Annotated in this window: 37 protein-coding genes; 22 read left to right on the top strand and 15 right to left on the bottom strand. The window is 33.7% G+C overall.

Going from position 1 to position 25,612, the window contains the following annotated elements; genetic code table 11:
• Nucleotides 1-427: 427 nt before the first annotated feature.
• From NPIRD3C_RS08900 to NPIRD3C_RS10750, 5 genes are all read right to left on the bottom strand, one after another.
• Entirely contained in the window at nucleotides 428-601 is a 174-nt protein-coding gene (locus tag NPIRD3C_RS08900) for a DUF1059 domain-containing protein (RefSeq protein WP_148703800.1), read from the bottom strand.
• A gap of 12 nt (nucleotides 602-613) precedes the next feature.
• Nucleotides 614-868 (bottom strand): hypothetical protein, encoded by a 255-nt coding sequence (locus tag NPIRD3C_RS08895; protein ID WP_148703799.1) that lies wholly within the window; start codon nucleotides 866-868, stop codon nucleotides 614-616.
• Between the two features lie 472 nt (nucleotides 869-1,340).
• The gene (locus NPIRD3C_RS08890; RefSeq protein WP_148703798.1) at nucleotides 1,341-1,871 is read right to left on the bottom strand and encodes an Lrp/AsnC ligand binding domain-containing protein; all 531 of its coding nucleotides are present in this window, start codon (nucleotides 1,869-1,871) and stop codon (nucleotides 1,341-1,343) included.
• Between the two features lie 5 nt (nucleotides 1,872-1,876).
• On the bottom strand, nucleotides 1,877-2,116 hold the full coding sequence (locus tag NPIRD3C_RS08885; protein WP_148703797.1) for an Lrp/AsnC ligand binding domain-containing protein: 240 nt from the start codon (nucleotides 2,114-2,116) through the stop codon (nucleotides 1,877-1,879).
• A gap of 126 nt (nucleotides 2,117-2,242) precedes the next feature.
• The gene (locus NPIRD3C_RS10750; protein ID WP_182126672.1) at nucleotides 2,243-2,401 is read right to left on the bottom strand and encodes a hypothetical protein; all 159 of its coding nucleotides are present in this window, start codon (nucleotides 2,399-2,401) and stop codon (nucleotides 2,243-2,245) included.
• A 449-nt stretch (nucleotides 2,402-2,850) separates the two neighbouring features.
• Between NPIRD3C_RS10750 and NPIRD3C_RS08880 the strand changes: the two genes are divergently transcribed.
• Nucleotides 2,851-3,201, top strand: a complete 351-nt coding sequence (locus NPIRD3C_RS08880) for a DUF6659 family protein (protein ID WP_148703796.1) — start codon at nucleotides 2,851-2,853, stop codon at nucleotides 3,199-3,201.
• 3 nt (nucleotides 3,202-3,204) lie between these two features.
• On the opposite strand, the gene NPIRD3C_RS10510 is transcribed toward NPIRD3C_RS08880, so the two are convergent.
• Nucleotides 3,205-3,357, bottom strand: a complete 153-nt coding sequence (locus tag NPIRD3C_RS10510) for a hypothetical protein (RefSeq protein ID WP_160272916.1) — start codon at nucleotides 3,355-3,357, stop codon at nucleotides 3,205-3,207.
• Nucleotides 3,358-3,494: 137 nt separating this feature from the next.
• On the opposite strand from NPIRD3C_RS10510, the gene NPIRD3C_RS08875 reads away from it, so the two are divergent.
• The 3 genes from NPIRD3C_RS08875 to NPIRD3C_RS08870 all read left to right on the top strand — a co-directional run bounded on the left by NPIRD3C_RS08875 (nucleotide 3,495) and on the right by NPIRD3C_RS08870 (nucleotide 4,457).
• Nucleotides 3,495-3,734: an Lrp/AsnC ligand binding domain-containing protein gene (locus NPIRD3C_RS08875; RefSeq protein WP_148703795.1), complete on the top strand. Its 240-nt coding sequence runs from the start codon at nucleotides 3,495-3,497 to the stop codon at nucleotides 3,732-3,734.
• Between the two features lie 9 nt (nucleotides 3,735-3,743).
• Nucleotides 3,744-3,893 carry a hypothetical protein gene (locus tag NPIRD3C_RS10745; RefSeq protein ID WP_192827847.1) on the top strand — a complete coding sequence of 50 codons (150 nt, stop codon included), beginning with the start codon at nucleotides 3,744-3,746 and terminating at the stop codon, nucleotides 3,891-3,893.
• 267 nt (nucleotides 3,894-4,160) lie between these two features.
• Entirely contained in the window at nucleotides 4,161-4,457 is a 297-nt protein-coding gene (locus NPIRD3C_RS08870) for a hypothetical protein (protein ID WP_148703794.1), read from the top strand.
• A 10-nt stretch (nucleotides 4,458-4,467) separates the two neighbouring features.
• Here NPIRD3C_RS08870 and NPIRD3C_RS08865 read toward each other — a convergent pair whose 3' ends face one another.
• Entirely contained in the window at nucleotides 4,468-4,911 is a 444-nt protein-coding gene (locus NPIRD3C_RS08865) for an Lrp/AsnC family transcriptional regulator (protein WP_148703793.1), read from the bottom strand.
• 105 nt (nucleotides 4,912-5,016) lie between these two features.
• Between NPIRD3C_RS08865 and NPIRD3C_RS08860 the strand changes: the two genes are divergently transcribed.
• Both NPIRD3C_RS08860 and NPIRD3C_RS08855 read left to right on the top strand, forming a co-directional pair.
• A complete protein-coding gene (locus NPIRD3C_RS08860; RefSeq protein WP_148703792.1) occupies nucleotides 5,017-5,727 on the top strand; it encodes a hypothetical protein in 711 nt (236 codons plus the stop codon).
• A gap of 238 nt (nucleotides 5,728-5,965) precedes the next feature.
• Nucleotides 5,966-6,340 carry a hypothetical protein gene (locus NPIRD3C_RS08855; protein ID WP_148703791.1) on the top strand — a complete coding sequence of 125 codons (375 nt, stop codon included), beginning with the start codon at nucleotides 5,966-5,968 and terminating at the stop codon, nucleotides 6,338-6,340.
• 4 nt (nucleotides 6,341-6,344) lie between these two features.
• Here NPIRD3C_RS08855 and NPIRD3C_RS10505 read toward each other — a convergent pair whose 3' ends face one another.
• A complete protein-coding gene (locus NPIRD3C_RS10505; RefSeq protein WP_160272914.1) occupies nucleotides 6,345-6,515 on the bottom strand; it encodes a hypothetical protein in 171 nt (56 codons plus the stop codon).
• Nucleotides 6,516-7,057: 542 nt separating this feature from the next.
• Between NPIRD3C_RS10505 and NPIRD3C_RS08850 the strand changes: the two genes are divergently transcribed.
• On the top strand, nucleotides 7,058-7,450 hold the full coding sequence (locus NPIRD3C_RS08850; RefSeq protein ID WP_148703790.1) for a hypothetical protein: 393 nt from the start codon (nucleotides 7,058-7,060) through the stop codon (nucleotides 7,448-7,450).
• A 114-nt stretch (nucleotides 7,451-7,564) separates the two neighbouring features.
• Here the strand turns inward: NPIRD3C_RS08850 and NPIRD3C_RS08845 are convergent, their stop codons facing one another.
• Entirely contained in the window at nucleotides 7,565-8,296 is a 732-nt protein-coding gene (locus NPIRD3C_RS08845; RefSeq protein WP_148703789.1) for a hypothetical protein, read from the bottom strand.
• 138 nt (nucleotides 8,297-8,434) lie between these two features.
• Between NPIRD3C_RS08845 and NPIRD3C_RS08840 the strand changes: the two genes are divergently transcribed.
• From NPIRD3C_RS08840 to NPIRD3C_RS08780, 14 genes are all read left to right on the top strand, one after another.
• Entirely contained in the window at nucleotides 8,435-9,310 is an 876-nt protein-coding gene (locus tag NPIRD3C_RS08840; protein ID WP_148703788.1) for a DMT family transporter, read from the top strand.
• An 80-nt stretch (nucleotides 9,311-9,390) separates the two neighbouring features.
• The gene (locus NPIRD3C_RS08835) at nucleotides 9,391-10,785 is read left to right on the top strand and encodes a hypothetical protein (protein ID WP_148703787.1); all 1,395 of its coding nucleotides are present in this window, start codon (nucleotides 9,391-9,393) and stop codon (nucleotides 10,783-10,785) included.
• Nucleotides 10,786-11,145: 360 nt separating this feature from the next.
• A complete protein-coding gene (locus tag NPIRD3C_RS08830; RefSeq protein WP_148703786.1) occupies nucleotides 11,146-11,487 on the top strand; it encodes a hypothetical protein in 342 nt (113 codons plus the stop codon).
• Nucleotides 11,484-11,783: a hypothetical protein gene (locus tag NPIRD3C_RS10500; RefSeq protein ID WP_160272913.1), complete on the top strand. Its 300-nt coding sequence runs from the start codon at nucleotides 11,484-11,486 to the stop codon at nucleotides 11,781-11,783. Before NPIRD3C_RS08830 ends, NPIRD3C_RS10500 begins: the two co-directional genes overlap by 4 nt.
• A gap of 49 nt (nucleotides 11,784-11,832) precedes the next feature.
• Complete coding sequence (locus NPIRD3C_RS10495; RefSeq protein WP_160272911.1) at nucleotides 11,833-11,991, top strand: hypothetical protein; 159 nt, start codon at nucleotides 11,833-11,835, stop codon at nucleotides 11,989-11,991.
• Nucleotides 11,992-12,147: 156 nt separating this feature from the next.
• Nucleotides 12,148-12,927, top strand: a complete 780-nt coding sequence (locus NPIRD3C_RS08820) for a hypothetical protein (protein ID WP_148703784.1) — start codon at nucleotides 12,148-12,150, stop codon at nucleotides 12,925-12,927.
• Nucleotides 12,924-13,934, top strand: a complete 1,011-nt coding sequence (locus NPIRD3C_RS08815; protein ID WP_148703783.1) for a cupredoxin domain-containing protein — start codon at nucleotides 12,924-12,926, stop codon at nucleotides 13,932-13,934. The genes NPIRD3C_RS08820 and NPIRD3C_RS08815 overlap by 4 nt, the downstream gene beginning before the upstream one ends.
• A 3-nt stretch (nucleotides 13,935-13,937) precedes the next feature.
• Nucleotides 13,938-14,438, top strand: a complete 501-nt coding sequence (locus tag NPIRD3C_RS08810; RefSeq protein ID WP_148703782.1) for a hypothetical protein — start codon at nucleotides 13,938-13,940, stop codon at nucleotides 14,436-14,438.
• A 119-nt stretch (nucleotides 14,439-14,557) separates the two neighbouring features.
• Nucleotides 14,558-14,941 (top strand): VOC family protein, encoded by a 384-nt coding sequence (locus NPIRD3C_RS08805; protein WP_148703781.1) that lies wholly within the window; start codon nucleotides 14,558-14,560, stop codon nucleotides 14,939-14,941.
• 60 nt (nucleotides 14,942-15,001) lie between these two features.
• Nucleotides 15,002-15,190, top strand: coding sequence for a hypothetical protein (locus NPIRD3C_RS08800; RefSeq protein WP_148703780.1), 189 nt, complete (start codon nucleotides 15,002-15,004; stop codon nucleotides 15,188-15,190).
• A gap of 222 nt (nucleotides 15,191-15,412) precedes the next feature.
• Nucleotides 15,413-17,653, top strand: a complete 2,241-nt coding sequence (locus NPIRD3C_RS08795) for a hypothetical protein (protein WP_160272909.1) — start codon at nucleotides 15,413-15,415, stop codon at nucleotides 17,651-17,653.
• A 14-nt stretch (nucleotides 17,654-17,667) separates the two neighbouring features.
• A complete protein-coding gene (locus NPIRD3C_RS08790; RefSeq protein ID WP_148703778.1) occupies nucleotides 17,668-17,946 on the top strand; it encodes a hypothetical protein in 279 nt (92 codons plus the stop codon).
• Nucleotides 17,943-18,533: a hypothetical protein gene (locus tag NPIRD3C_RS08785; RefSeq protein WP_148703777.1), complete on the top strand. Its 591-nt coding sequence runs from the start codon at nucleotides 17,943-17,945 to the stop codon at nucleotides 18,531-18,533. The genes NPIRD3C_RS08790 and NPIRD3C_RS08785 overlap by 4 nt, the downstream gene beginning before the upstream one ends.
• Before the next feature lie 445 nt (nucleotides 18,534-18,978).
• Nucleotides 18,979-19,119: a hypothetical protein gene (locus NPIRD3C_RS08780; protein WP_237087655.1), complete on the top strand. Its 141-nt coding sequence runs from the start codon at nucleotides 18,979-18,981 to the stop codon at nucleotides 19,117-19,119.
• An 18-nt stretch (nucleotides 19,120-19,137) separates the two neighbouring features.
• Here NPIRD3C_RS08780 and NPIRD3C_RS08775 read toward each other — a convergent pair whose 3' ends face one another.
• The 5 genes from NPIRD3C_RS08775 to NPIRD3C_RS08755 form a co-directional block, all read right to left on the bottom strand.
• Entirely contained in the window at nucleotides 19,138-19,737 is a 600-nt protein-coding gene (locus NPIRD3C_RS08775; protein WP_148703776.1) for a hypothetical protein, read from the bottom strand.
• Nucleotides 19,734-21,953, bottom strand: a complete 2,220-nt coding sequence (locus NPIRD3C_RS08770; RefSeq protein ID WP_148703775.1) for a sensor histidine kinase — start codon at nucleotides 21,951-21,953, stop codon at nucleotides 19,734-19,736. Before NPIRD3C_RS08770 ends, NPIRD3C_RS08775 begins: the two co-directional genes overlap by 4 nt.
• A gap of 34 nt (nucleotides 21,954-21,987) precedes the next feature.
• The gene (gene dcm / locus NPIRD3C_RS08765; protein ID WP_148703774.1) at nucleotides 21,988-22,995 is read right to left on the bottom strand and encodes a DNA (cytosine-5-)-methyltransferase; all 1,008 of its coding nucleotides are present in this window, start codon (nucleotides 22,993-22,995) and stop codon (nucleotides 21,988-21,990) included.
• A gap of 93 nt (nucleotides 22,996-23,088) precedes the next feature.
• Complete coding sequence (locus NPIRD3C_RS08760; RefSeq protein ID WP_148703773.1) at nucleotides 23,089-23,490, bottom strand: very short patch repair endonuclease; 402 nt, start codon at nucleotides 23,488-23,490, stop codon at nucleotides 23,089-23,091.
• Between the two features lie 35 nt (nucleotides 23,491-23,525).
• A complete protein-coding gene (locus NPIRD3C_RS08755) occupies nucleotides 23,526-24,323 on the bottom strand; it encodes a hypothetical protein (RefSeq protein WP_148703772.1) in 798 nt (265 codons plus the stop codon).
• Nucleotides 24,324-24,517: 194 nt separating this feature from the next.
• Here NPIRD3C_RS08755 and NPIRD3C_RS08750 point away from each other — a divergent pair, with 194 nt between their 5' ends.
• Nucleotides 24,518-24,757, top strand: coding sequence for a hypothetical protein (locus tag NPIRD3C_RS08750; RefSeq protein WP_148703771.1), 240 nt, complete (start codon nucleotides 24,518-24,520; stop codon nucleotides 24,755-24,757).
• A 113-nt stretch (nucleotides 24,758-24,870) separates the two neighbouring features.
• On the opposite strand, the gene NPIRD3C_RS08745 is transcribed toward NPIRD3C_RS08750, so the two are convergent.
• Complete coding sequence (locus NPIRD3C_RS08745) at nucleotides 24,871-25,269, bottom strand: hypothetical protein (protein ID WP_148703770.1); 399 nt, start codon at nucleotides 25,267-25,269, stop codon at nucleotides 24,871-24,873.
• Nucleotides 25,270-25,612: the final 343 nt, after the last annotated feature.

Here is a 25,612-nt window from a genome sequence, read left to right as displayed (position 1 = left end):
CTTGTAGTCATTGTGGCAGGGAAAGTGGTTATGACGACACTGAAACTTAATTTTTGGAATTTTGAAAAACAACTAGTGATAGTTAAAACTTATTAGATTTTTCTTGCAGAATCAAACAAATTTTTTGTTTTGACACCATTATGTTTATTGTTAATTTCTTACTAGATTGATTATGGCTGAAGCTGGAATGGCAGCATATGGAGCTGCTGCAGGAGTAGCAATTACCCTTGCAATAGTCTTGTTTTCACTACGTGGAAAAGGACATCCCGAGGAACTTGATTGAGGGAAAACCAAATGGAATTTCAAGAATGTATGTGTATGTGTGGTTGCAAAAGACTGGATATAGAAAGCATATGTTCTGTATGTAAGGCAAGTGTTTGCAGTATGGGACAAAAATTCAAAATTCGTATTTGAATAATCTGTATTTTTATTTACATTCAGGATATTTTCGTCGTATGAACTGTGTAACTGCCTCTTTTGTGTAATCTATTCCATGTTCTTCATAGACATGTGCCTTGAATTGTTCTGTAACTGATTCTTTGTCTCCTTTAATCTCATAATTGCATTCAAACCCATAATCATTACATTTTAACTCAAACATGGATTTTCACTATTACACTGGCACCGATAGTTTTTGCAAATAGTCATAATGAACTCTCAAAAAATCCATTACTTTTCTGTCCTCTCTTTTATCAATAGGTGCACCATTTGCAAGAATGCTCAGATATTTCAAATCTGATTCTAACTTGTGTAATGATTTTTTGATTTCTGCTTGATGTCTAAAATTCATAAATTCAACTATTTTGTTTTCTATCTGTACGATCTCGTTTTCTAACTTCCTGATATCATGACGGACATCAGTTTGCATATTTTATGAGTAACAATATGCAAAATAACTCTAGTTCATTGATTTCTTAATACTTGTAAAAATTACTAAAAAATACTTAACATATTTTCATACTTGATTGTTTTTTAACAGATTTTCTAAACAAAAAATCAAAGACTAGGATTGTGCTTCAACCCAGCCTTCACATGAAACACAAATCTGCATTCCATCATCATTTTCATAGGTCTTTGAGCCTGGTGGACATTCACATTTTAGAATCTCGTCCATAATTCATAATCATATCCCTGATATTAGAAGAAAAATTTCTAAACTTGAAAAGATGTTTAATTTTTTGATCATTTTTAGACAGTTTTATAGAATTTTCACTAGCTACAATAAATGATATAATTGTGATACTTAAGGCATGTCCAAAAACATGAAAGACCAAGAAAAAGACAAAGAAGATTTTAAAGAAAAATGTGCTAAAGGCGAAGTGCTGGCATTTACATAAAAATTATTTATCAAATCCCTGATTGTTTATTAGATTAATTGTTATTGTAGATTTTATTCCAGGAATCTTTCTAATCTTTTTGCTTATGATTTCTGATATTTCATTATAAGTTGGTGCTACAACTTTGCTAATGATTTCATAGTTTCCTACTAGTGTGTGTGCCTCTACTACTTCGGCAACTGCATTTAATTTACTGATAATATTTTCTTCTTCTGATTTTAAACAATGAATTGTAATGTAGGCTTGAGCCATATGCTCATCTAGTACTTTTTGCTCTGTATCACTTGTTTTAGAAATTCCTGATCTTTTGTCAACTAGTAGTGTGAGTGTGGATCTTATGTTTGGTATTTTTCTTATTCCATTTGAAATGTCTTGTTGAATGTTTTTCTCATCTGATGATTCTAGCTTTGCTAAAATATCATAACTTCCAAATGTACCATATGCATTAGAAACACTTTGTATGTTACGTAGATGAGAAATTACTGAACCTTCTTTTCCTGATTCATTAATAATTAAAACATAAGCTTTGGCCATTTTTTCTAGGACTGTCCTGGTATCCCAACTAGTGTCAATGTAGAGCGTACGTGTGGAATTTTCCTAATATTCCAAGTAATTGTATCTCTGACTTTGTCTCTATCTGAATCTTCAATTTTTGCAATAACATCGTATGCTCCAAATGTTCCACATACTTCCTTTACAGAATCAATATGTTTTAGTTCTACAAGCACTTCTTCTTCTGCCCCAAGGTCGCAGTTAACTAATACAAAGGCAGTGTCCATGAGGAAAATATGTGAAAAAAATATTTAAGCAAAACTCTACATTGCATTAAAAATTGTTTAATATTTTAAAAATTTTCTAAATGATTTTAAATAATTTTTTCATTAAATTTAATAGAAGTTTTGAGCCTAGTGATAAATCAGGTATGGCATCTTGTCTTTTACATCTGGTATGGGATTTGAGCATTGACCGCACCTTGGAAGGATAATCTCTGCATCATAATCTACTTCTCCAATAACTTTGCCACAATCCTTGCATGTTATTGATTTTGTATCATAGATGTTCAATCTGACTACTATGTGATTTTATTATCAATAAAGTAGTATATTGGGGAAATGAAAATTTATTTGAAAATCTAACATTAATTAAAAAAATTTAAAGTTTCCAAAGATTAAATTTATCTTTTAGAAAACCCAAAATATGTTATGATGAGTCATTTGGTACATACCAGTTCTCTGCGAAATGTTCTAATTTTTATTGGAATACTGGCTGCAGTATCGGCATTAGTTTTGTTTATAAAATAACATAAACAAAAATTCATTTTCTATTTTAAAAATTAATAAAAAATGAATATCTGTATAGGTTTTTCTCCACATTATTTTTGTTTTAGATATGTTATAATGAATTCATGGAGAAGACTGAACACAAGATAAAGTCATCCGATAAACAAAATGATGATGAAGATTGGAAGCGGTTAGAAAAATGGCGTATTGGTAGAGCAAATTTTCCATAAGTCATGAATCCTAAAAAACTCTGTTCATTAATTCTGGGACTAGAACCGCAGATAAGATCTGTTTATGTTTATCATAATAATGGTGAGTTGTTAGCAGGAGGAATGCATGATGGGATTTCATCACTATTGCCTCCAGATGAATTAACAAAATCCATTCACAATACTTTACTACGTTGGAAAACACGTGAATTGATGTATCCATTTTTAGGTACAGGAAAATATTCTCTTACTGAGTATGAAGAAGTCAAAAGAATTACTTTTCCTCTAAAAAATTATGCTGTACTTGTAATTGGAATGGAAACAACAGCAGAACACAACGTCATTATTGAAAAAATTCGTCAACTAATAGAATGATTTCTAGGCTGATTGTTCTTTTAGCTCAAAGAGGAGAGACAAGTCATGCTTAAAATCACACTTTTCCTTACTGTGTAATTCTAGTTCTCGTAAGGCTTGAAAATGGTATTCTTCTATCACTGCTCCGTGTTTTGGACATTGTACTACCCATGACATGAGTTAATTTAACAATAAATGAATATAAAGGAATATATCTATAAAGTTTAAATCTTTTTAAAAAAACTGGATTAATAGTTTTAAATTTATAATATTTTGAACTAATGCTTAAAATATAATTTAACTAAAAATACCTCATGAAAAAGGCATATGTGCTAATTAATTGTAGTTTAGGATCAGAAAAAGAGATTCTAGAGGCTCTGAGAAGTCTATCATCTGTAAAAGAAGCTCATGGAACATTTGGGGCATATGATATTATTGCAGAAGTCATTGCTGATTCTACTGACAAGTTACGTGAAGAGATTACCTGGAAGATTCGTAAACTGCCATACATCCGAGCTACTTTGACATTAACTGGTGTAGTAGGACAAAGTTAGGTGGAAAAAATGTCACAAAAAACATCTTTACAAATTGATGAATTTACCGATTGTCACTTGTGTCATAATCCTCTTCCGCATTGTCATTGTAGATGTCCTTATTGTGATAAAAGAGATGAATGTGAATGTGCATTATTTGATGCAGCAACAGGCGGATAAACCATTTTAAAAAATCATCATATTTTAAACAAGTTTTAAGAATTCAAACAATCGTACTTTTATTCCAATATATGGTAGTAACTTTGCAGTAGTCAAACAATGAACAACATTGAAAAGTTAAACTGATCAATGGGCTGTACTCAGAGAAAGCCTGATTTTGTAAGATTACTGCTATTCAATATTTTAAAAAATAATATTTTTTGTAAACAAATTTTTTGTATTGGCACAATGACCAATAAATTCTATTAAATCAATCCTAAAGTGAAAATGAGTTTGTTTTGGTTTGAAATAGGATTTGGATTATTAATAATTCTAATTTTGATTGTGTTGTCAATAAAATTCTCTAAACAAAAAACAACAATAAATGATGAAAAGACATTGAAAATAGTTCATGATGAATTAGAAAGAGACGGGCACTATAATTTTGAATTAGAATCAATCACATCTATTGATAATCCAAAGATAACTTCAGTAATTGTAAGAATAGGATATCAAGAGATAGGAATTGAAATTAACAAGAATTCTGGTGAAATCCTCAGCAAAGAGAGGATTGCAAGACAATGACTGAAGAATTCTATATGAAACGTTCATCTTCTTTAATAGTATTTAGTACAATATGGGTTACAGTATTTTCTACATTTGGAATTGTAGAGAGTTTCTTGACAAAGATGCTCAAAGATTTTCTGTCTTTGAATTTTGCAATAACTAGTATGTCTGCATTGCCTGTAATGTCATAAACTGCAATAACATTTTCTTGTTGTGCAATATGGTCTTCAATCTCTAACATCTTTCCTTGATTTGTTGTAATCTCAATTACTGCTGTCAACTCATATCCAAGTAGTTCATGATCAAGACGAACAGAATATCCCTGAATCACTTTTTGTTCTTCAAGCCTCTTGATTCTTGATATCATAGTTACTGTAGATAGTCCCATTCTAAGTGACAACTTTCTTGCAGATTGCCTAGAATCTGCTAAAAGCAGTTTTAGTATCTGAGTGTCTTTTTCATCCATTTTCATACATGTTATTCTCTTAACAAATATTTAAGAATAGAAGATTTTTCCTTATGGATTTAAGGTTTCTAATTAATATATCTTATAATCATCAAATTCTAACATAATCTAATGTCCATGTTATTACATGTTGAACCAGAGTTAGAAAAACTGCAAGCACATCTCAAAAAACATGGAATTGATTCTAGGGTTTCAGAACAAAGACTAGATTTTGAAGCAGATAACGTTGATGCTGTTTTTCTTGGAACTACTGATGGAATTGGACATGTAGGGACATTAAAACTAGAAAACTCTCCAATTGATTTTATTGAAATCCTAAAAAAACAAGAATATGCAAAATGTGACTTTGTGATGGGAAGCCATGTTGGGATGGGTGTTCACAAACATTCTTGGAGGAAACTACGATTCTTTTTGTCACTTCCGCCCTCAATACAATTAGGGCCTTTAGACTTTGGAACTATTACCACAATAAAGAAAGGATTATTCAATTCAAAAGTTGAAGATTTTGTGTGGAGTGGATATCAAAAACTCACAACATTACCTCCTGGGCTAGTCAGAGATAATGTTGCAGATGCATTATACCAAGAACAAAGATTACGAGCATTGATGATAAAATGCCTACTCAAAGAGCGAACAATTGTTATCTCTAGATACACCCCACAAGAAAAAGATGTTAAAACAAATTCAAAAATTGTAATTGAATCCCAATGGAAATTTCTCAAAGACATCTATCTTGATTCAGATACAATAGAGATGTATAGGATAATTGCAACTGTTCTCAAAAATAAAATCAATGAACTAAAGTATCATTTGACATATTAGAAAAGATGATAGTAATCCACTGAAACCTTACGCAAGAACATTGTCCTTGTCCGTTGACCTTTTTTATCGCACCAACGTTTTCATTCAGTTGACTACTACCATCATAACTCATTCTAATATGGAATAAAAAACTCTCCATCTAAAACATGAAAATATGTTTAAATTAATTTGAAATTACTTACAATGATTAATTTGTATGAGAAAAGAGTTATCTTTGATCCCAACATATTAACCATTTATGCACTCAAGCATTACTAAAAATATTCATGCATTAGAAAAGGATGTTTTAGAAATTGAAGGAAACATCAAAGAATTTTCAAAATCACACAATGTAAAGGAAATCAGAAAATCACATACCAAACTAAGGTCTGATTTGAAAGATCTTGGCATGTTTGCAACTAATTCATGCCTAAAAAAGGACGAAAACAGGCAAATTGTTGATTTTTTGAAAATTCATTACAGCTATCTTCAACAATTTTCTATTGACAAATCGTTTCAATCAAACATTTTGAAGAGAGAGATTAATCCTAACAATACAAGTAATACTAGAAGAAAAAACCATGGCATGTCTCTGGGCTTGCTAGAAGAAAATACAGAGTCTTTAGAGGATTGAGGTTTCATTTTCCTACAAACCCTTGTAATTTCTTTATGACTGCTTCAGAATCTTGAATGTCTATCTCTAAAACAAGCCCATTTCTCCATCCTAGTTTTTCAACACATTCAGGAGGAATCTCAATTTCAAAGCGGTTTCCTTGCTTGGTCAATCTTGTTGTCTTTAACAATGACATGTTTTGATTAGGGGTTTATGTTATCTAAGAATGAGTTTTTGAAACCTGAATATTTTTTTAAAAATTTTAAAAAAATCTATCAAATTTAAACATGTTTTAAGATTTTTTCTGATCATATTTTATGTGATGAATGAGTAATAGTATCAAGGAGCCGACACAATATCCATTGTCATATGAAATTCCCATCGTGTTACTGATGCTCGCTTACAGCAGCATTAGGTAGAGGGTGGATGCAGTTGGCTTCCTGATTTTTAGAGAACGTTAATTTCAAAAAGACATGTGTTTTTTTAGTGATGAGTTGTCAACTATTGCGACGGAAGCTGGAATGCAGTTATGATTAACATAACTTTGCTGAGAATTGCCACTGTTCCCTCTCAGCTTCCGTGAATTAAATTTGATTAAGTCCATTCCAAGATTATTAATCAAAACAATCCTACATTGATTGATTAGATTTACATTTGTTGAAAAACCTTGTATTTTTCAAACATTTCTAAAGATGTTTAGTCATTAAGGTTATCTTCAATAATCTTAACTAATTTTTAATGTCTGCCACACAAAATGTCAATGAAAATGAAGAGAAACTTTTGAACATGATATTAGGGGAAATCCCTAGTTCTAGAGTTGCAATAATCTGTGATCATGATGGAAATATTCTATGGAATAGTGTTCGTGATAATACTACAAGTTACCTTTCCGTAGATGAAACAAAAGAATCTCTAAAACGTTCAATTGAAACCTGGGAAAAACGTGATAAACTTTCTGAAAAAATTGGAAAGGGAAAATATGCTATTGTAGCATATGATAAAATCAAACGAATTACTGTCCCGCTCCCAAACAATCATTTGCTTTTTGTAAGTTTAGAGGGAGAAGAGTTTGGCAACATACAAAATATCATGACTATTGTCAATTGGGTCGAAGAAAACATGCCTCTTTGACCTTATTTTTTGTTTCAAAATTTATGATTATCTACGTCCATTTTTGACCCCAAAACGGTAGGTGAATCCTCGTGGGCTCATATACTTTCTTTGGATTCATTCATAACCCTAGGTTTAATCACTGAGTACTTCGTTTTTCTTTTTATTGAATTTGTTGAATCCTTCTTGGTTGTATCCTTCTTTATCATAACCTAGGTGATCATATCCTAGTTTATCATATCCGCTACTATCATATCCATTTTCATCATAACCATCTAAATCATATCCATTTTCATTGTATCCATTTTCATCATATCCGCTACTATCATATCCATTTTCATCATACCCATCTATGTTGAATCCTTTTTTATCATAACCTTTTTTGTTATACCCATCTAAATCATATCCGTCTCTGTCATACCCATTTTTGTTGTATCCATTTTTATCATATCCATTTTCATTGTATCCATTTTCATCGTAACCTTTTTTGTTAAACCCCTCTTTATCAAAGGCTATTTTTGTATCGATGTGAATTCCATCTATAGAAAAACCCCGATTGTCATACCCATCTTTGTCATACCCGTTTTCATCATACCCATTTTTGTTGAATCCATTTATGTTGTAACCCTTGAAATCAAACCCATCTTTGTCAAACCCATCTTTGTATCCTTTTTTATCATATCCTTTTTTATCATAACCTTTTTTGTTAAACCCGTTTTTGTTGTATCCATTCTTATCATAACCTTTTTTGTCAAACCCATCTTTGTCATACCCGTTTTTATCATAACCTTTTTTGTCAAACCCATCTTTGTCATACCCATCTAGATCATATCCATGCTTGTCAAACGTACGACTTAATCTATCCAACAAACCCATAACAGAATTTCATGAATTCAATTCAGAAAGCATTTTCATGCATATCTACATCCATTTTTAACCCTTAAACGGTAGGTGAATCTCTATAGATTCAATCATTTTAATTATGTCTAATCTAACACTTACAGTTTGAGTACAAACACTCAACATGTAAAATTTGGTTATATTTCAGCAGTATTAGCTGCCTTGTTATTTGGTTCTGTTTCTACTGTCGCAAAGCCTGCACTTGTAGACATTCATCCAATACTACTTGCATCATTAGTGTATTTTTTAGCGTCAATAGTTGCCACTCCACTTTCAAAGAAAACTGTCTCGCTCTCATTGCAAGACAAGGGACTGTTGATTGCAATAGCGCTGTCAGGTGCAGTAATTGGTCCGATTCTATTTTTTGCAGGATTAGAAAAATCCACGGCTTCTGATTCATCACTGCTATTAAATGGGGAAATTATTTTTTCGGTATTTCTTGCAGTGTTGCTGTTCAGAGAGAGACTTTCAGCAATAGGATACTTTGCAGTTATTTTGGTAATCGCAGGAATAATCATTGTAACAACTGATATGCAGTTCTCAGATTCCATTTTTGATGTTCAAAATAAAGGAAATCTACTCATTCTTGGTGCAACACTGTTTTGGGCTCTTGATAACAACCTAAGTAAAATTCTCAGCACAAGACTAGATGTTGCAAAAATTGTCCAGATAAAATCACTGATTGGAGGTGCAATCCTCTTGCTGTTAGTCTTCTTACTCCAAATTCCTATTGAAATTGAATTAGAACACATTCCAAATATTCTATTATTGGGAATAGCAGGGTTTGGTACGTCAATCTTCCTCTTTTTGCATGGTTTGAAGAGAATTGGAACTGTAAAGACAATAATGATCTTTTCAACTTCTTCTGTTTTTGGACTACTCTTTGCTGCATTATTTTTGCAAGAACAAATAAGCTATTTCCAGATTATTGCAATGGTGATTATTTTATCTGGAATCTATCTTTTGTATAAAAAACAATAATGCAATTTTTCTAATAAAAAAATGTTTGATAGTTGTACTAATAAAATAAGAGTTATTATCGTTTCAACTGTAAACAAATTATGAATTACAATAATTTGTTTTTTAAAAAATATCTTGTAATATGTACAATAATTGCTGTATCTCTGATTTTCTTTTCTGTTCCAAATTCTTTTGGTCATGGATTCCATCATGATTTTACTCCTACTCAAAAACTAGGAGACAAAGAAGTCCTTCTCAAGTTCACATCTTCCCCCTCATATGATCCTGACACAAATGCTAGGGAAATATCATTTCAGATTCTTGATGTGAGTACTAATCAGGTCATAACAGATACTGTATTTGATATTAAAACAACAAAATCAGGAGAATTTCTTTTTGAATATACTTCAGAGAAACAAGATGATGGCTTGCTCATAATGGAATTTCTTCCAGTAGAATCTGAAGCAATCACAATAGAAGAAAAAAAAGATGTAACATCAAAAGAGTTTCCAAATAATTCAAAATATGACTTGGTTTCAGTACAAAGTAATGATTTTGAAACTGGAGGTTTGTATTTCTTTGAAATCAAAATCCTAGAAGCAGAAAATAAAATAATTGATGAACCTCTGGTGTTTTTAGTCCAGATACCTTTTCCTCATAAAACATTTCATGAAATAAAAGACTCTCATTTTGGAACTCAATACATACAACTGATTTCATATTTTGATAAAACATCAAATTTTCAATATGTTCCACAAACAAGAACTATCTCTTTTGAGATGCCTTTTGAGTGGACTAGTGATAACATTAATCGTACATCTGTTGTGCATGAAGAGCTTACAATATCAAAGACTTTTGGAAATTTGATGGTTGCAGAGTATAATGCATATGTTAATGATATACAAATTCCAAGTAAGTTAATTACATTAGATGAGTTCTTTACAGATGGTAGGCTAGTTCACATAATTCTCAGTCATGCTGATTTGTTGGAATTACAAGAGAGACAAGATAGTGAAATAACAGGTATGAAGTTTGTTTTAGAACCTGCATCAAAAGATATTCCATTCAGTGCTGTTACTGAAAATGGACAATTTAGAATAATTGTAGAACCAAAAAACTTTGAAGCAGGTTCTACTGCAAAAATTCTTTTTAATATTTTTAATACATTTCCACAATTAACTCCTGTTGAAACATATTATGATCTGTCCATAAAATCTGGAGAAGAGACACTCCTTACTCATTATGGAAAATCCACTAATTCAGTTGATAATCCAAATGAAATAGAATTTGCTATTCCTGAAAATTCCAAAACATCAGTTGATTTGAAGTTTTTTAATGTAGAAGGTAATCCATTTGCAGTAGCAACTCTACCTGTTAAAGTTCTAAACGGCGATGTATCTTATGCCAGTGATGATACTTTACCAACAAAAGAAACTACACAGCCATCCATTTTTGATGAAATTCTTGCATTTTTTGAAAAATTATTTAGTTTTTAATTATCTGCGTCCATTTTTATGCCCAAAATGGTAGCTGAATTCCCGTGGACTCATACTTTTCAAAAATTATTTCTCATTAATGGCCAATACTCGGTAAACAGTATTTGGTGTGCAAACCAATTAACATTCTCGTGGGGAATTGTTTGAGAATGGATACTATACAATCAAAGTTGAATGTGAGGATGCAATTTCTGAGGTAATGTTTGAATATTATACTCCACAAAATAGATTTATGCCAAAATTTGGAAAATGATACCTAGTTCAAACCTACTGAAATTTGAACCATTCAATAGAATACTTTATGAACCTACTAGCAAAAATTATTTCATAGATGCCATCTAATTCAAAAGTTAACGTAAAGTGGCAAATTATTTTTCATTAATCTCTCCTCTGAATATTTGGGCCTTTTACAGAATTCAGAAACTTCAAAAGTATCTGCTTTATGTTTTCATTCCTGCAATGGCTGTAAGTCTATTCTTGACATTTTTTGGATACTATGAGTTTTCTGTAATTGATAATTTCGGTCATTCAGAAACACCTCATCCTACACTTCCTCCATATATGACTCCGATAGAGCCTCAGGTGGGAAAGTTTGATTCCATTCCATATTTTGCAATTAGTATTGCATCCTCAATTGGCTTTTCTGGATTTTCTGTTTATTTGATAATGATGTGGTCCAGACAATGGAATGAAAAGTTTTGAAAATCAATGTTTTGTTTTTGATAAATCTTGGATTGGTCGTCTTTTTTAGTATTGGGGCTGCATATTTTACATTGCTTCCTATGGTAATGTTGGATGCAAGTCCTGATAGAGTTGTTTCTGCTGCAACTCAAAACTTTCCAATGATTGGATTGTGGTTGATTTACTTTGCAAACATTGTATTTCTTCCATTAAATCTTAAGCGACAAACAAAGAAACTCAAAATTGTATATGTTGCTTTTCTTTTAGGAATTACAGTTTTTGTAGTTATTATTTTGAGTCCTCCTATCAGACTTTGAATCAAAGATTAGAAGTACTTATGAATTAGGAAACATGTGATCTTTTTAAATGACAAAGATTGATTGTGCTCAAAATAATGAATTAGAAAAAGAATTAACAAAATTTCTACAAGAACAAAACTATTCTACAAAACAAGAAAATGAACTACTAATAGTAAATGAAAAACTATCAAAATCAACACTGGAGATGTGTCGCAAGTATCAATGAGTTATGCCGTTTAGATGGGTGGGAATTTGTAAGTTATTGTAAGAATCAGATTCCAGTTTAGAGAATATGTTGGTGTGAGTCTTGAATTTTTAGTACGACAGTTATGATAACAACTAGTTTCATAATGGGTCCCATCTGCAAAATGACACTCCTTTTGTGAAGAACATCCCCCGATGCAAAACATCAGAAGCACTTTTCAATGACTTGGACTGGTTTTCATACATTATGAAGTATCTTCTAATTCTGCTTGTTTTTTCAACATTTTTTACCACATACTTGCAAGAACCTGTCTTTGCATGTCAATGTATCTCCGGTAGAACTCTACAGGACGAATATGATGATTCTGATTTTATTTTTTCTGCGACGGTTCTGGATGTCACATCTGGAGGAGTAAAACAAATATCTGTCAAGACAATGGAGCAATGGAAAGGAGATACACTTGACAAGATATCCTTTTTGTCATGTAGGGGTGTATCAAGCGGCGGTGTTGAAATTAAAGAAGGGCAATCGTATCTATTTTTTGCAGAGAATACTACCCAGAAACATCCCAGTGGAAATGACTGTGGTCCCACAAAACTTTTGTCTAACGCAGAAAACGAAATTCTCTTTCTTGATCAAAAGTCAAACATTACCCGGTTTCATTATGACAATTCTGAGGATGGGAAAGAATTTTTGATACTGTGTGATGAAAATGAAGGCAATGCAGAATGTAATTTGAAAAATAACGATGTAGAATCAAACCCTGTTGGTTCTAAAAACACGGGCAATCCAAACGAATGCTGGTATCAGGAAGATGACGGAAGTTTCACTCCTTGTAAAATAGATGACGGCGGCCCTTCTATGATGTTTGGCATGTTTTTAGTTATTTTTTGGCCATACGTTGTCTTGGGAATTACAATTTTGATAATCTACATAGTTTGGAGAAAAAGAAGATGAAAACTAAACTGGCAATGATTTTTGGAGTAATAATTTTTGCAGGATCTTTTAATGCCGCTCAGGGTTTTTCAGAAGACGGCTTTGATACGGGACGATTCAGCGATTTTCATTATGGTGAAAAATTCTATCAATACAAATATTCTCCACCTGATGCATTAGCAGGAGACTCCTATAGCAAGTGCTATTTCACATCAGACTTTGTCCTTGATAAAAATTCTTTTTCCGAATCAGGATATGTAAAATATAAATTTCCAAATGACATGAACTGGCCTGGCGGATATGAGAATAGTACATATTACATCATAACTTCTTCATCTCTTAATTTCCCAGAAGATAATAATTTCCAGAAAATAATCCCGACTAAAACAGAAGATGACAATATGGTTATAGAATTTGATCTCATGCCTGGACTCAACACCTTTCTTGCAAATTCAACTGCTTTTTGGGATTCTCAAAATTCTCAAATAATTGACTGTTTGAATCCTTTTGATTTTGAAAAACAAGACTATGAATATTATGATTTTGTATATCCGCTTAAAATTCAATATAGTCGTGCAATGATGTATGATTTGAATGAAAATAATTTTTTATGTAAATCAGAACACGTTTTAGTTCTAAAATATGATGGATCTCCTGCATGTGTGACAGAATCGACCAAACAGAAACTGGTTGAGAGAAATTGGATAAGATATGGTGTATGGACTGCTGAATATGGCAAATCCAACCCAACTGTAATTATTTTGCCAGGTGCAGTGATAGCGGAGAACAAAGCCTTGGATCCTGAAACAACTACCGTTGTGTTAGGAGTCAACAACACTGTAACGTGGATTAACCGTGACGACGTGACACATACGCTAATTAGCGATCATGTAAATGATGCATGGTGGACTGGATTGCTAAAACCTGGGGAATCGTCTTCTGTGACATTTAACAATACGGGGATTTTCAATTATCATGGAACGCCAGGTCCTTGGATTACTGGTACTGTAATAGTCATGGAAGATTAGAAAATGAAAACTAAAGAAAAGATTCTGCTGTCGGTTACAACTACAATCACTTTGCTGTCTTTTGCAATCGTCCCAATCATGACTGAGATTTCATATATGATTGGCAAGTATCCATCTGCAGAGCATATTCCTATTTCAGACCTACTTTTGATAAATTTCTATACTCATGCCGTTACCTATTTTGATCAGTTTTATCTTGCTGGTTGGTATGCGGGATATTCTATCCATCTTCCAAATCTTAGTATGGATCTAGCTCACTATCTCAATTCTGTTACTTCTACTTCATTTGTATTTAGTTTTAGTAGCTCTGTTTTTAGTTACCTTGAGGCTCCTCCTTGGGATGCTACATATGTGATTCTTGCAATGTATCTCCCATTATTGGCAATTATTCCTAGTTGGATTTGTACCAGAACCATTCCGATATGGAGGAGAGTTTTGTATGTGTATTTTGTTGTTACACAGATTTCTGTAATTGCAAGATTAACTCTACTTTTTGTTCTTTGATTAAATCTAATTCCACATATGTGAGACGCAATATGATGTCAACACACATCAAATCTGAACAAGTTCATTCTATAATCTATTGGAAAAAAGGTTATCAATTATTGTAATTTCTAGTCTATATGAACAAAGTAGTACATTTTGAAATCCCTTTTGATGATGAATCAAGAGCACAAAAGTTCTACCAAGATGTCTTTGGATGGCAAATAACAAAGTTTCCAGAAATGGATTACTTTCTTGCTGTCACTACTCCAAGTGATGAGAACATGAAACCAAAAGAACCTGGCTCTATTAATGGAGGTCTTTTGAAAAAAGATCTTACAGGAAATCACCCAGTTATTGTAATTGATGTTCCATCTATTGATGATCATATTGCCAAAATTGAATCTGCTGGAGGCAAAACTATCATGCCTAAAGTAGAGGTGGGTGATTTTGGATTGTATGCCCGAGTACAAGACACTGAAGGAAATATTATCGGAATTTGGCAGACATTAAAGGCCTGCTAAAAATTCTTTTTTCTTACAAATAATCAAACCTTAAATGTCAAAACTACTATTGTATTTCATATGAATTCAAAAATTATCATGTTTTCACTTGTTGCATTGGCAGTCTTTGTTGTCGCAGTTCCTATGGAATCAGTATTTGCTCAAAGTGATGATATGATGCCTTATGGTGAAGATGGAGAACATGAGGGAAAATCATGTCCTTTCAAAGACAAAAAAGATAACTCTTCTAATTTTGGTTTGAATTTCTAAATTTTAATTTTGTTTAAGCCAATACTCGGTAAACAGTATTTGGCGTGCAAACCGTATTGAATTTTGAAATCCTTAATTAAAAGTGTATTTTTGGGATTTTGACGTTAACTTAAATTATTGAATTAGGGTTAAACCATTAACTTTTTGTGTGTAATTTGGGATTATTGATAAGAAGCACTTTTCAATGACTTGGATTGATTTTCATACAGTATGAAGTATTTCGTGATTCCTTTTCTGATTCTTGGTTTCTTTGTAGTTTTACAAATCCCTGCACATGCATTGGAATCTGAACCATTGATTGCAAAGAATACAAACAATGACACTATGTTGACGGGAATTGTTGGACAACCAATAACTTTTGAAACTACAATAACAAACAACGAAGAAAACTCTGTAGATTTTGAGGTCGGGTTCTCTACGCGTACTATGAAGAACAAAATACTGGATCATCAAATGCTGTCAGTCCATCTGGAATCTGGAGGCACAACTACCATTACTTACCAATTTACTCCGTCTATGGAAGGAAATTACGTTTCCGGTATTTCATATGGTGGAATTGGACTGATTCATGATCATATCACATTTCCTGCATTAAAGGACGACCAACCATATCCTACAGAGACAGTCTCGATATATTCTGACTCTACAGATGATTGTCTAATTGCATGTACTGAACCCTCCGTATTGATTATTGATGCTGGAACTGTTGTAGAGTTTAGCAACACCACTCCTGACATTCGTCGCATGTCAACTGGAAGCTATATTGAAGGTAAAGATGGATTCCATTGGAGTTCTGATGATAGATTTCACAGCATGATATTTCCAGATAGGACGTCATCGTTCTTGTTTTCTCAATCTGGAGAGTACCAATTATCTTTAGCAGAGCACAGATCAACTGATGTGATTGGGACAATCCATGTCATGTCTGACCAATTCAGAGAAGCCAACAAGACATTCAACATACTAAACAAAATCATGAATGATGAAGACTATGGGATCCCAATCTCGTCTTTGTACCTCAATCCAAAAAATTCAGTGATAACTGTTGGAATTAATGACAAGCATAACCCGCTTTTTTCATTAGACACCTACAAGACCATGATATACAAACAAGTAGGAAATGTTTATTTGAATATCGTATCTGATCATGATTCTTTTAGAACAGAGTTGTGTGATGTAAATGATGAATTTGCAGTAAGGGCAATGCTGGAAAAAGATCCTGTGGTGAAACAATTTCTTCAAAGTTATCCGTCTGCAACCTTTGAGCATTTTAAGACAGGCGATGAACCCGGAAATCCTAGAACATATTCAGAGTTCCATCATGGGATATTTCTCTTAAGAGTGCTTGTTTCAACATATGATCCTAATGGTGTTTGTTACCATGTGTATGGATATCAGGTCAGTTATGATGATCCAAATTCTAAAACAAAGAAAGCGTGGTTTGAAAACCCCTCCATAAGATCTGAGAATTTTGATGATGCAATTATTGCAGTAAAGAAACTATCCAGTCCATTAAATCAATTAAAGTCAGAAATCCCGACTGATAAAATACAATGCAATGATGACTTGGTTCTTGTCCAAAAGTATGATGGCTCTCCTGCATGTGTGACAGAATCAACCAAACAAAAACTGATTGAGAGGGGATGGACTGAAACTGAAAGTTCAGATGACATAAAAAACAATTCTAATTTAATCAGACAAAACATTGCCCGAATAGAAGATGGATACATATCACTATACCCAGAAAACATGTGTGCCTCACTAACATTAGACTTTCCAACTGAACAAGACATTCAAAGATACAAAAATGATGAGAAAGGTCTGAGTGATGCCAACACATTACAAATTACATCTGAAGATCTAAAAGAAATTCCAGAATTACAAGAACTAATCCATGCTGTACATTCAATTGAATTTCCATACAACAAACATTCGTCTGTTTATTTGGATGGTTTGACTCTTGTAGAGTATGAGTTCTTTTTGATGGAAAAATCCATGAAAAAATATGGTGACACTCAAGGTGATTATTTTATGCAATTGGATGGAGACTATGAGGAAAGATTGACCAATCCTGCAAAACAAGGATTGACAAACCACTTTGAATCACCTACAATCGTTTACAATGATAATGTGTATTCTATAGATGGCACTTATTTTTGGACATCTAACGAGCACGACCCAAGAAGAATGGGTGTTTATCCACAAGACAGCATCAAGGATGATGAAAAATTTATCATACTAACTGATGAGGATATGGAATCTGTACCAAAAATAAAAGAGGCCATTGAAAATATTGGCAAAGTCAAAGAATCCATATCTGCACGCAAGGGATTGCCTGAAGATCAACAGAATCAGTATCGTGAATGGTTTGGGCAAAAATCACAAGACCGTTTAAACTCTGATACATTCAGAGTAATTCAATATGAGGGACATCTGTACTCTATTGGGTTTGGGATTTGTTGAGGGGTTAATGGAGAATGAAAACTAGATTTTTGATAATCGGAACCAGTATGATTGTATTTGGTTTGGCAAATGTTTTTCGATACATGCCAACATCATTAACGTTGGTAAACCGACCATTTCCATTTGAACACCTACACAATGTAATTCCTAGTGATGGACGTGGAACACATATTGAAATTGATTACCTTCCTATTGAGACTGCAGTCAATGATCCATACTGGTTGTTCTGGTCACTTGTATTGTATGCAGGTATTGCTGTAATTGGTTTTGGAATTTGGAGAAATAGGAAATGAAAACTAGACTCTTGATAATACTTGGAATTATTTTTACTGCATCATTATCTATGTACGCAGCTATTGATTATGATAATAACAATAAAACTCCTAGAGAATTCAGTATTTCCAATTACCGTAGTTTTGACAGAGCACAAGAACAAGGTATGCCATATTTGTCTGTAAAACAATTAAACAATCCAAAATTAACAAATGATGGTTCAACAATTGTGATACTTGAAGTGGATATGCAATCTTCGAAATATTCTGGTTCCTGGGCTATTTTAGAACCCGTGGTTAATTGCCAATATGCTTCATTTAAGGATGAAATTCTAGGTCAAGCTTACATGGTCGAACCATGTACTATTCAAAACCAACACAAAAATACGATTGTAAAATCAGAATATGTTAAACCACTTCAAGATAAAATTTACATCAAGGCCAATTATCCTATATTGTTGCCCGTGGAAATTGATGTGCCTGAAGAACACTTGGATAAATTCCAAAATGTGCCATTTGAAGTTAAAATTGGATTTAAAATGCTAGATTCTAATTTTGAGAAACTACCAAAACAAATAGACATGATTGAGATATACAGTGAACAATAACAATTTTTGTGATTTTGTATAATTGTACCTGAACATGATAGAATGATCAATAGTTAACACAATGCAACTTTGGAAGCACATGCAGAGTGAATTGGGTCATCGGCATATTTCAGGCAGTGTGAACACTTTAGCTGGAGAGGTTGTGCGCATACATTGCAGTATTTTAGAACATTTAACATGTATCCACAATTACGGCACGAATCGACTCTCACATGTGTACTTGTACAAAATTTGTATTAGATGCTTTGTGTGTATTTTCCGTAGAACAATAGTCAATACATAGTACACAATATTTGGCGTGCAAACCAACTACTAAAACCCACATGGAGAATTACTTGATTGGTTCAAATCTCTGCTGATTAGATTTTAAAAACACAAAATTTTTTAATATTTAGGAAAAAATGAAACATATTTCCTGACTCGTCCTTCACATGTTCTGCGACATTTGGGTGCTCATTACTGGCTATCTAAAACAAATTACAATTATGGTGTTATTGCAGAGGTTGGAGGATGGCATACAATTGATGAGTTGAAGAAAAGTTATGGTCAAATTCCACCTGAAAAGATTATGGATTTTATACTATGAGGAAAATGAGGATTCATTCTATATTTGTGGAAAATCATAATCTTTTGAATCATCCCTTTTAATCAACACATTACAAACTTTTGTAACTGAATCTATTATTTTTTCTTCATCTTCTATGGATAACATTCCGTCCAACACAATTTTCATCCATGAACTAATGGTCTTTGTTTGTCCATCATGTAACGCATTAGAATTTTCCAATTCATACTCCGAAATTTTGTTAAAAATTCCTGCATATTTTTTTTGTCTGTCTGCCAAAATTTCATTTGCGTGTGATTGAATTCTACTTGACAGAGTTCCTTTAGCGCCAATCTTTTCAAGTTTTTCAACTCCGATTTTTTTTAATTCTTCTTCTTGGCCGTCTGTTAATTCGTAGGCGGTTATTACTATTCCCGGTACATATCTTCCTTTAAAAAATAATTTATCAAACACATGATAGCCTAATTTTCCTTTATCTAATTTTATGTCTGCCACTATAAATGAAAAACCTCCGTTTTCTATAATCTCGATGCTTTCATCAATTGTTGTAGTTATTTCTACATCAAAATCTTTAATGTTAATTTTGAGTTTTGTGAGAAGGCTTGTATCATTATCTATTATGAGCATTTTTTTTGTCATTCTTTCTCACTCCTCAAATTTTTCAAAGGTATGGTGATTTTAAATGATGCCCCTTTTTCAAATTCAGGTTTTGGTTCTAAGGAAATCTTGCCTTCATATGACTCAAGAATTTCTTGCACTATTGATAAACCCATTCCTGTTCCATTTTCGTAAGTTGAAAAAAAGGGCCTAAATATCTTGGGCATGATTCCTTCTTGTATCCCTATACCGTTATCACTAAACAACAATATCAGATCATATGCTTCTTTATTGATAGTTATTTTGATTTTCTTTTCATCATCTTCGTCTAAATCTACTGATTTTATGGCATTTGTAAGCAAATTCAAAACTATTGAAATGATGTCTGACTTGTACATTGTGACAGTAAAATCGTTTGGAGTCACAATAATTTCTGGAACAACATTCTTTGCAGTTGAAGTTGTATAGCTATTCATCATTTTTGATACCAATTCTTCTAACGGAATTTCTTCTTTTGATAGTTTTGACTCAACATCATTTCCTATCGCTTTAACAAATTGTCGTACTAACCATGTAAATTGATCAATCAATTCTAATTGTTCATCAAGTTCAATGAGAAATGAATTCACTACATCGTCTATGTCTGATTTTTCAAACAACAGAGTTTTGATGGCAGTGGGTGTTTCTTTCATATTTCCGATAATGTTAAAGATCTCATGGTATGAATTTGCAGAAAGTATTCCTAATGAAGCTAAATTTAACAAACCTCTTGTTTCAATTTCAGTTCTTTTTGTTTCTGAGGAGGTCACTTTGGTTAGATTTTTTATATTGGCATCAATCGTTTGTGCATGTTTAACAATATTTTTTTTAATATTTTCAGGAATGTCTGACTCTGTTTCTAAATAACTCAACAGCCTTTGAATTTCCGAATCAAGAATATTTTTATAGATTTTTTTTGGCTGCTGTTCTCTAAAATCTTTGTATTCTTGAATTCGGTATTCGCTCAATTCATCTATCACTGATTTAACAAAATGACGCATGGAATGAAATGCATCATTCTCAACTAATTTTTCTCTAGTGGTAGTATCTGTGATGTTTGAATTCTTATCTTTGGAAATCTCCACAAATCCAATTATTTGGGTATTTCCTATCTTCATGTTTGCTTGAACCCTCTCCGCTTCTAGCTCCAACCAATCATTTTCTAACCCGCCGTATGGACTTACCCAAAAACCATCTCTGTAAATTTTTACTCCGTGATAATCTTTTAGAATTTTTCTAATGTTTACAGTCTTCATCGTATCTCTGTAATAACTATCCCACGTTTCAAATGCTGATTTCATAGGATAAAAATACAGTTTAACAGTACAAGGGCCAAATGGTTTCCATTGTTGCCCTGTTTTTTTGATAGGAGTTTTTGCAAAATCTAATTCAGGGCTTGCAACAACATTTCCTTCTTTTTTAATCGTAACACTGGTTTTGAAAGTATCTGATGGCATATTGCATGTAACAACATAAGGTGCAGTTTCTAACAATACGCTTTCAGCTGTTGGTTTAATTTTTGTTTCAAATTCAGGAGCAATTATTTGTACATCAAATGTATCATCTCTTGTTCTTTGGAGCTCTTTTGGAATTAAAATAGAACCTATTGCATCAAGTAATCGTGTAAGTTTTTTTGTATTCCACTCAGTTCGTAAATTGGATAAAACAATTCTTAGACCATGTTCGCCATCATTTCTTTCTTCTTCCACATGAATTTTATTTGGTACTTGATTAAATTCAATTTCTTCATTTTCATAACTTCCCCAATCCACATCTAATTGAATTTTCTCTTTGGATTTTTGTGGTTTTGAAATTAAAGTTAATTTTTTTGCAAGCTTTTCTGTTGCAAAACGACCAACTCCTTTATTCCCAAGCATACGTCTTCCATTTGTTGTAAATGTTTCCTTTTCTTTTGAATAAGTTCCAATAACCATCCATTTCTTTTCAAATTCTTTGAACGAGATTCCAACTCCATCATCTTCAATGATTATTGTTCTTCTTTCAGGATTTTTATTTAGTATTTCTTTAAATGTTACCGTAACTTTTGAAGCATCTGCATCATAGCTATTCTTGATAAGTTCAAAAAGAGCCGCGGTATCACTTGACACGGATTCTCTTCCCAACAGTCTTGCAACTTTACTACTGATCTTGAACTTGATAGTGTCTTCAGGCTCATTCTCTTCAATTTTTTCTTCCTCTGAGGCGGGATTTTTGCTCAATTAGCTCACTTGGTAGCTGTGACTTTTAAACTCATCACGTACTTTGAAAGATTTTTGGAAATGGCATGTTTGTGATTTTTTTGATAAATGAATAACCAATTAGATAAATTACCGGGACCGCCACAGAATTCCCAAACTGCTTGTAGGCCTGGGTGTCCGATACCGGGATCGCAAAGTTGTCAGGAAATCCCATCAGCCTTGCGCATTCCCTTGGGGAGAGCTTTCTTGGGTTCCCGTTTCTTCTGGGAATAAGTATCTCTGAGCCGTCCTTGCCGTATCTTGCACTTAATGTGCATGCAGTCTTTTTCGGATCTGCCATCCTGAAACCAAAACCGTTTCCCATTGAAGAGTGCTTTTTTGCATGGTCCTGCAGCCATTGCCACGTGTTGTCTGAAAGAACATATTTTTTGTCAACTCTTCTCTCAAGGATTTGTTTAAGCTGCGGTTTCAGGTCGGGAATTTCCGGAAACTCAAACTCTATCCCTTTTCTTGTCGCAACAATATAGAGCCGTTCCCTTCTTTGCGGAACTACCGTTTCTGCACTGATTACTTTCCATTTGCAATTATATCCTAACTTTTCAATTTCATTAATTATAATCTCGAAAGTCTTTCCCTTGTTCATCTTTACCAGTCGCGGAACGTTTTCCAAAAATATTGCCTTTGGTTTTTTTGCTGCAATTATTTTTGCAATCCTGAAAAATATTTTCCCCTGTGTGTCATCTGCAAAACCGTCCTTCTTGTTGAGAAACTTCCTTGTCGCAAAACCGCTCTTTGAGAATGGCTGGCACGGAAATCCTGCAAGCATTACATCGTGTCTTGGAATGTCTCGGATTGGAATTTTTGTAATGTCTCCATGCGGAGTCTCGCCAAAGTTTTCACGGTATGTCTCTTGGCAGAACCTGTCCCATTCAGAAGTAAAGACACATTTGCCGCCAAGGTTCTCAAATGCCATTCGCATTCCCCCGATTCCGGCGCATATATCGCTGAACGTGAATTTGGTCTTTCCCGGCTTTGAGAAGTCAAACCTTACTGGAGGGCTCATTGTTTTGTTGGAAAAAATTCCAGGTTAAGCGTCCAGGTTGATCGATGGCGATCAAATTATCAGACAAGTTTTACCAAATTTTTTCATCCAGGCTCAAATTTTCTCTGAGATAGAAATTGCGATTGGAATAGGCTCCTTTCTTACTGCATGCTCCCAGAACTCCATGACAGTCCAGCCCTCTTTTCTAAGCTCTGATTTTACCTTCTTTCGCCTGTCCCTGTTTCTTGCAATCTTGTTTCTCCAGAATTCAGTGTTTGACTTTGGCTCAGAATAGCATCTTGGGCATCCGTGCCAGAAGCATCCGTCAATGAACACTGCAACTCTCTTAGACTTGTTTGAGATGTCAGGTGTTCCAAAAACTGTCCTGTCATGAATCCTGAATCTCTTGCCAAGTGCCCACACAAGTTTTCTTACTTGCAGTTCTGGTTTTGTGTTCTTCGACCTGATTGATGACATTATGCGACTTCGTGTTTGCTTTGAGAACTTGTCTGGCAACGTACTGGTGTTCTTAAAGGAATATTTCAGTTAATCTAATGGATTTTTCTCTTTCTTCTGTAGTCTAATGACGGATAGACATCTGCCAGCGTATCTGCAGTGTCAATTCTTGATTTGGTTGTGTACACTGTTCCGTGTGCATTGTGGTGCTCCCATTTTGGATCATATGGGATTTCCTTTTTGAGTTTCTTTGGCGAGCCTTTCAAAATCAATGTTGATTTTCCTGTTTCTGGATTGTATTCTATGTGGTCAACCTCTCCCATGTGCGTTATCGCTGCAACAGGATGCTTGACAAACATTGCAATGTATTGTATGGTGTAATACTTTTCAAAAGCAATTTTGATTTCCCCCCACCTACGTTCCTTCAAAAACATCTTTTCCATGTTTTTTGGAGTTGCTGATGTCAGTATGGTGTCAAAAGGCTTTACACCAAAGCTTCTGCCGTACTTTACCACGGACTGCTCATCAATTCTGCAGTTCACCCCAAACATGGATTTCTTTCCTTTGATTTTTTCAGCAATCTCTATCCCGTCTTTTACTATGGAGAGTATTTTTTTGGCAATTCCAAGTGCAAGCAATCCTGAACCCAACACTGCTATTTCCGAATCTTTGATTTGATGGTACAGAGATTCAATGTCTACGTAATCTGTTAGCGGTACTAACGGGGAAAGGTCGATGGAATTGGCCCCTTTTGTGACTCTTCTTATCTTAAATGATTCTATTTTCTTGTCTTCGACCATCTGGTACAATATGTCGGTAATTTTTTTTGCACTATCGGGATCTGCGCTCTTTACGCTTGCCTTGAAATTGCTTGCATCGTCTGAAATTTTCATATATTACTACATTCATTTGATACGAACTATTTTAACAGTTTTAGAAAATGTCACCAAAAAGGGTATTAACATCAGTACCGATCCCAAACTAATTGTCAAAACAAAAATCTCAAATCAAACTCACGAAACACTCCATTCTTATTAAAAACACGCCTATTGAAGCTGCTGGGGGGTTCACTCATCAGTTGTATAACATGGTAGACGAACGGGAACTGCATTCAGTCTCCATCAAGGATGCCCGAAAGTCTCCTCATTCGGTGGAAGTCTTCTTTGAGGTGGTGGTGGAGTATGGAATCCCTTATGTCTTGAGCAAAGTCACGGACATTCCTGCAAATCATGTGTTACGAAAAATAATAACGTCTTGGAAGAAATGGAGAAAGAAAAATCCTCAAAAAACAATGGACATGTTCATTGATGGTGAATCAATAGAATAGCACTCTGTTGACCTTTAAGAGTCAATCAATCACCAGCACCAAAACAAGAAACAAGTCTTTGGCTCTTCCGTTTTTATCTCATTGATTTTGCTTTCCAAGAAAAGTTTTTCATGCTAGTTTGCATTTTGAGCAAAGCCATCTATTTCCTTGATTAACGGCTCGGATTTTTCAATCATCTTTTTAGAGTACTCGTATTTGAAAAACGCCTTTTGGTATTCCTTCTCTGAGATGTATGATTCTCCCTCCTTCTGGGTCCATTCTGCGTTTGCAAGGTATGTCTTTGCCTCATTTAGCGAATTTTTTGCCTTGTCTAGCTCGTATTTGGCATTTGGACTTGCAAAAGACAATGACTCCAGATAGTCTTGCTTTTCATAAATCCAGGTTTTTGCAGATTCAATGTTTTGGTTGACAATTTCTTGTGAGGAGACTGATTGGACTTGGTATGGCATTACAACTGAATCAAGCAGTTTTGATGCATCAATCCTGTCAGATAACTCAGATGCACTGGACACGGTTTGTCCAGTTGCGGGAAGGAAAGTGAGGGAAACTAAACTTTTAAAATTACAAAATTTGTACAATTAATTCTCTCATAGGGACTTACAATTTTAGTTCAAAACCCACTAGTAACACGGAGTTCCATTTTGCTAATGTAAAAATGATTAAAAAACAAAATATTGTATTTTTGATTAGATTTCTTCTATGGTTATCTTGACTTGGCTCCCTTCATACCTCTCAAATTTCTTATGTAGTCTTTTTGGGACAACAATAACTCTCATGTCTCCTTGATGTGACACTGTTGCGACAAACTTTGCTATCTCTGTCAAGATTAGCAGATCTATTACATATAGCTAAATA

Source organism: Nitrosopumilus piranensis, assembly GCF_000875775.1.
GTDB classification, from domain to species: Archaea; Thermoproteota; Nitrososphaeria; order Nitrososphaerales; family Nitrosopumilaceae; genus Nitrosopumilus; species Nitrosopumilus piranensis.
This window is presented reverse-complemented; position numbering and strand designations above follow the sequence as displayed.

What these genes read in the sequence shown, in the direction of transcription:
- NPIRD3C_RS08900 (WP_148703800.1), bottom strand. Translation starts at nt 601, where the DNA reads ATGTTTGAGTTAAAATGTAATGATTATGGGTTTGAATGCAATTATGAG.
- NPIRD3C_RS08895 (WP_148703799.1), bottom strand. Translation starts at nt 868, where the DNA reads ATGCAAACTGATGTCCGTCATGATATCAGGAAGTTAGAAAACGAGATC.
- NPIRD3C_RS08890 (WP_148703798.1), bottom strand. Translation starts at nt 1,871, where the DNA reads ATGGCCAAAGCTTATGTTTTAATTATTAATGAATCAGGAAAAGAAGGT.
- NPIRD3C_RS08885 (WP_148703797.1), bottom strand. Translation starts at nt 2,116, where the DNA reads ATGGACACTGCCTTTGTATTAGTTAACTGCGACCTTGGGGCAGAAGAA.
- NPIRD3C_RS08880 (WP_148703796.1), top strand. Translation starts at nt 2,851, where the DNA reads ATGAATCCTAAAAAACTCTGTTCATTAATTCTGGGACTAGAACCGCAG.
- NPIRD3C_RS10510 (WP_160272916.1), bottom strand. Translation starts at nt 3,357, where the DNA reads ATGTCATGGGTAGTACAATGTCCAAAACACGGAGCAGTGATAGAAGAA.
- NPIRD3C_RS08875 (WP_148703795.1), top strand. Translation starts at nt 3,495, where the DNA reads ATGAAAAAGGCATATGTGCTAATTAATTGTAGTTTAGGATCAGAAAAA.
- NPIRD3C_RS10745 (WP_192827847.1), top strand. Translation starts at nt 3,744, where the DNA reads ATGTCACAAAAAACATCTTTACAAATTGATGAATTTACCGATTGTCAC.
- NPIRD3C_RS08870 (WP_148703794.1), top strand. Translation starts at nt 4,161, where the DNA reads ATGAGTTTGTTTTGGTTTGAAATAGGATTTGGATTATTAATAATTCTA.
- NPIRD3C_RS08865 (WP_148703793.1), bottom strand. Translation starts at nt 4,911, where the DNA reads ATGAAAATGGATGAAAAAGACACTCAGATACTAAAACTGCTTTTAGCA.
- NPIRD3C_RS08860 (WP_148703792.1), top strand. Translation starts at nt 5,017, where the DNA reads ATGTCCATGTTATTACATGTTGAACCAGAGTTAGAAAAACTGCAAGCA.
- NPIRD3C_RS08855 (WP_148703791.1), top strand. Translation starts at nt 5,966, where the DNA reads ATGCACTCAAGCATTACTAAAAATATTCATGCATTAGAAAAGGATGTT.
- NPIRD3C_RS10505 (WP_160272914.1), bottom strand. Translation starts at nt 6,515, where the DNA reads ATGTCATTGTTAAAGACAACAAGATTGACCAAGCAAGGAAACCGCTTT.
- NPIRD3C_RS08850 (WP_148703790.1), top strand. Translation starts at nt 7,058, where the DNA reads ATGTCTGCCACACAAAATGTCAATGAAAATGAAGAGAAACTTTTGAAC.
- NPIRD3C_RS08835 (WP_148703787.1), top strand. Translation starts at nt 9,391, where the DNA reads ATGAATTACAATAATTTGTTTTTTAAAAAATATCTTGTAATATGTACA.
- NPIRD3C_RS10495 (WP_160272911.1), top strand. Translation starts at nt 11,833, where the DNA reads ATGACAAAGATTGATTGTGCTCAAAATAATGAATTAGAAAAAGAATTA.
- NPIRD3C_RS08815 (WP_148703783.1), top strand. Translation starts at nt 12,924, where the DNA reads ATGAAAACTAAACTGGCAATGATTTTTGGAGTAATAATTTTTGCAGGA.
- NPIRD3C_RS08810 (WP_148703782.1), top strand. Translation starts at nt 13,938, where the DNA reads ATGAAAACTAAAGAAAAGATTCTGCTGTCGGTTACAACTACAATCACT.
- NPIRD3C_RS08805 (WP_148703781.1), top strand. Translation starts at nt 14,558, where the DNA reads ATGAACAAAGTAGTACATTTTGAAATCCCTTTTGATGATGAATCAAGA.
- NPIRD3C_RS08800 (WP_148703780.1), top strand. Translation starts at nt 15,002, where the DNA reads ATGAATTCAAAAATTATCATGTTTTCACTTGTTGCATTGGCAGTCTTT.
- NPIRD3C_RS08790 (WP_148703778.1), top strand. Translation starts at nt 17,668, where the DNA reads ATGAAAACTAGATTTTTGATAATCGGAACCAGTATGATTGTATTTGGT.
- NPIRD3C_RS08785 (WP_148703777.1), top strand. Translation starts at nt 17,943, where the DNA reads ATGAAAACTAGACTCTTGATAATACTTGGAATTATTTTTACTGCATCA.
- NPIRD3C_RS08775 (WP_148703776.1), bottom strand. Translation starts at nt 19,737, where the DNA reads ATGACAAAAAAAATGCTCATAATAGATAATGATACAAGCCTTCTCACA.
- dcm (WP_148703774.1), bottom strand. Translation starts at nt 22,995, where the DNA reads ATGAGCCCTCCAGTAAGGTTTGACTTCTCAAAGCCGGGAAAGACCAAA.
- NPIRD3C_RS08755 (WP_148703772.1), bottom strand. Translation starts at nt 24,323, where the DNA reads ATGAAAATTTCAGACGATGCAAGCAATTTCAAGGCAAGCGTAAAGAGC.
- NPIRD3C_RS08750 (WP_148703771.1), top strand. Translation starts at nt 24,518, where the DNA reads ATGGTAGACGAACGGGAACTGCATTCAGTCTCCATCAAGGATGCCCGA.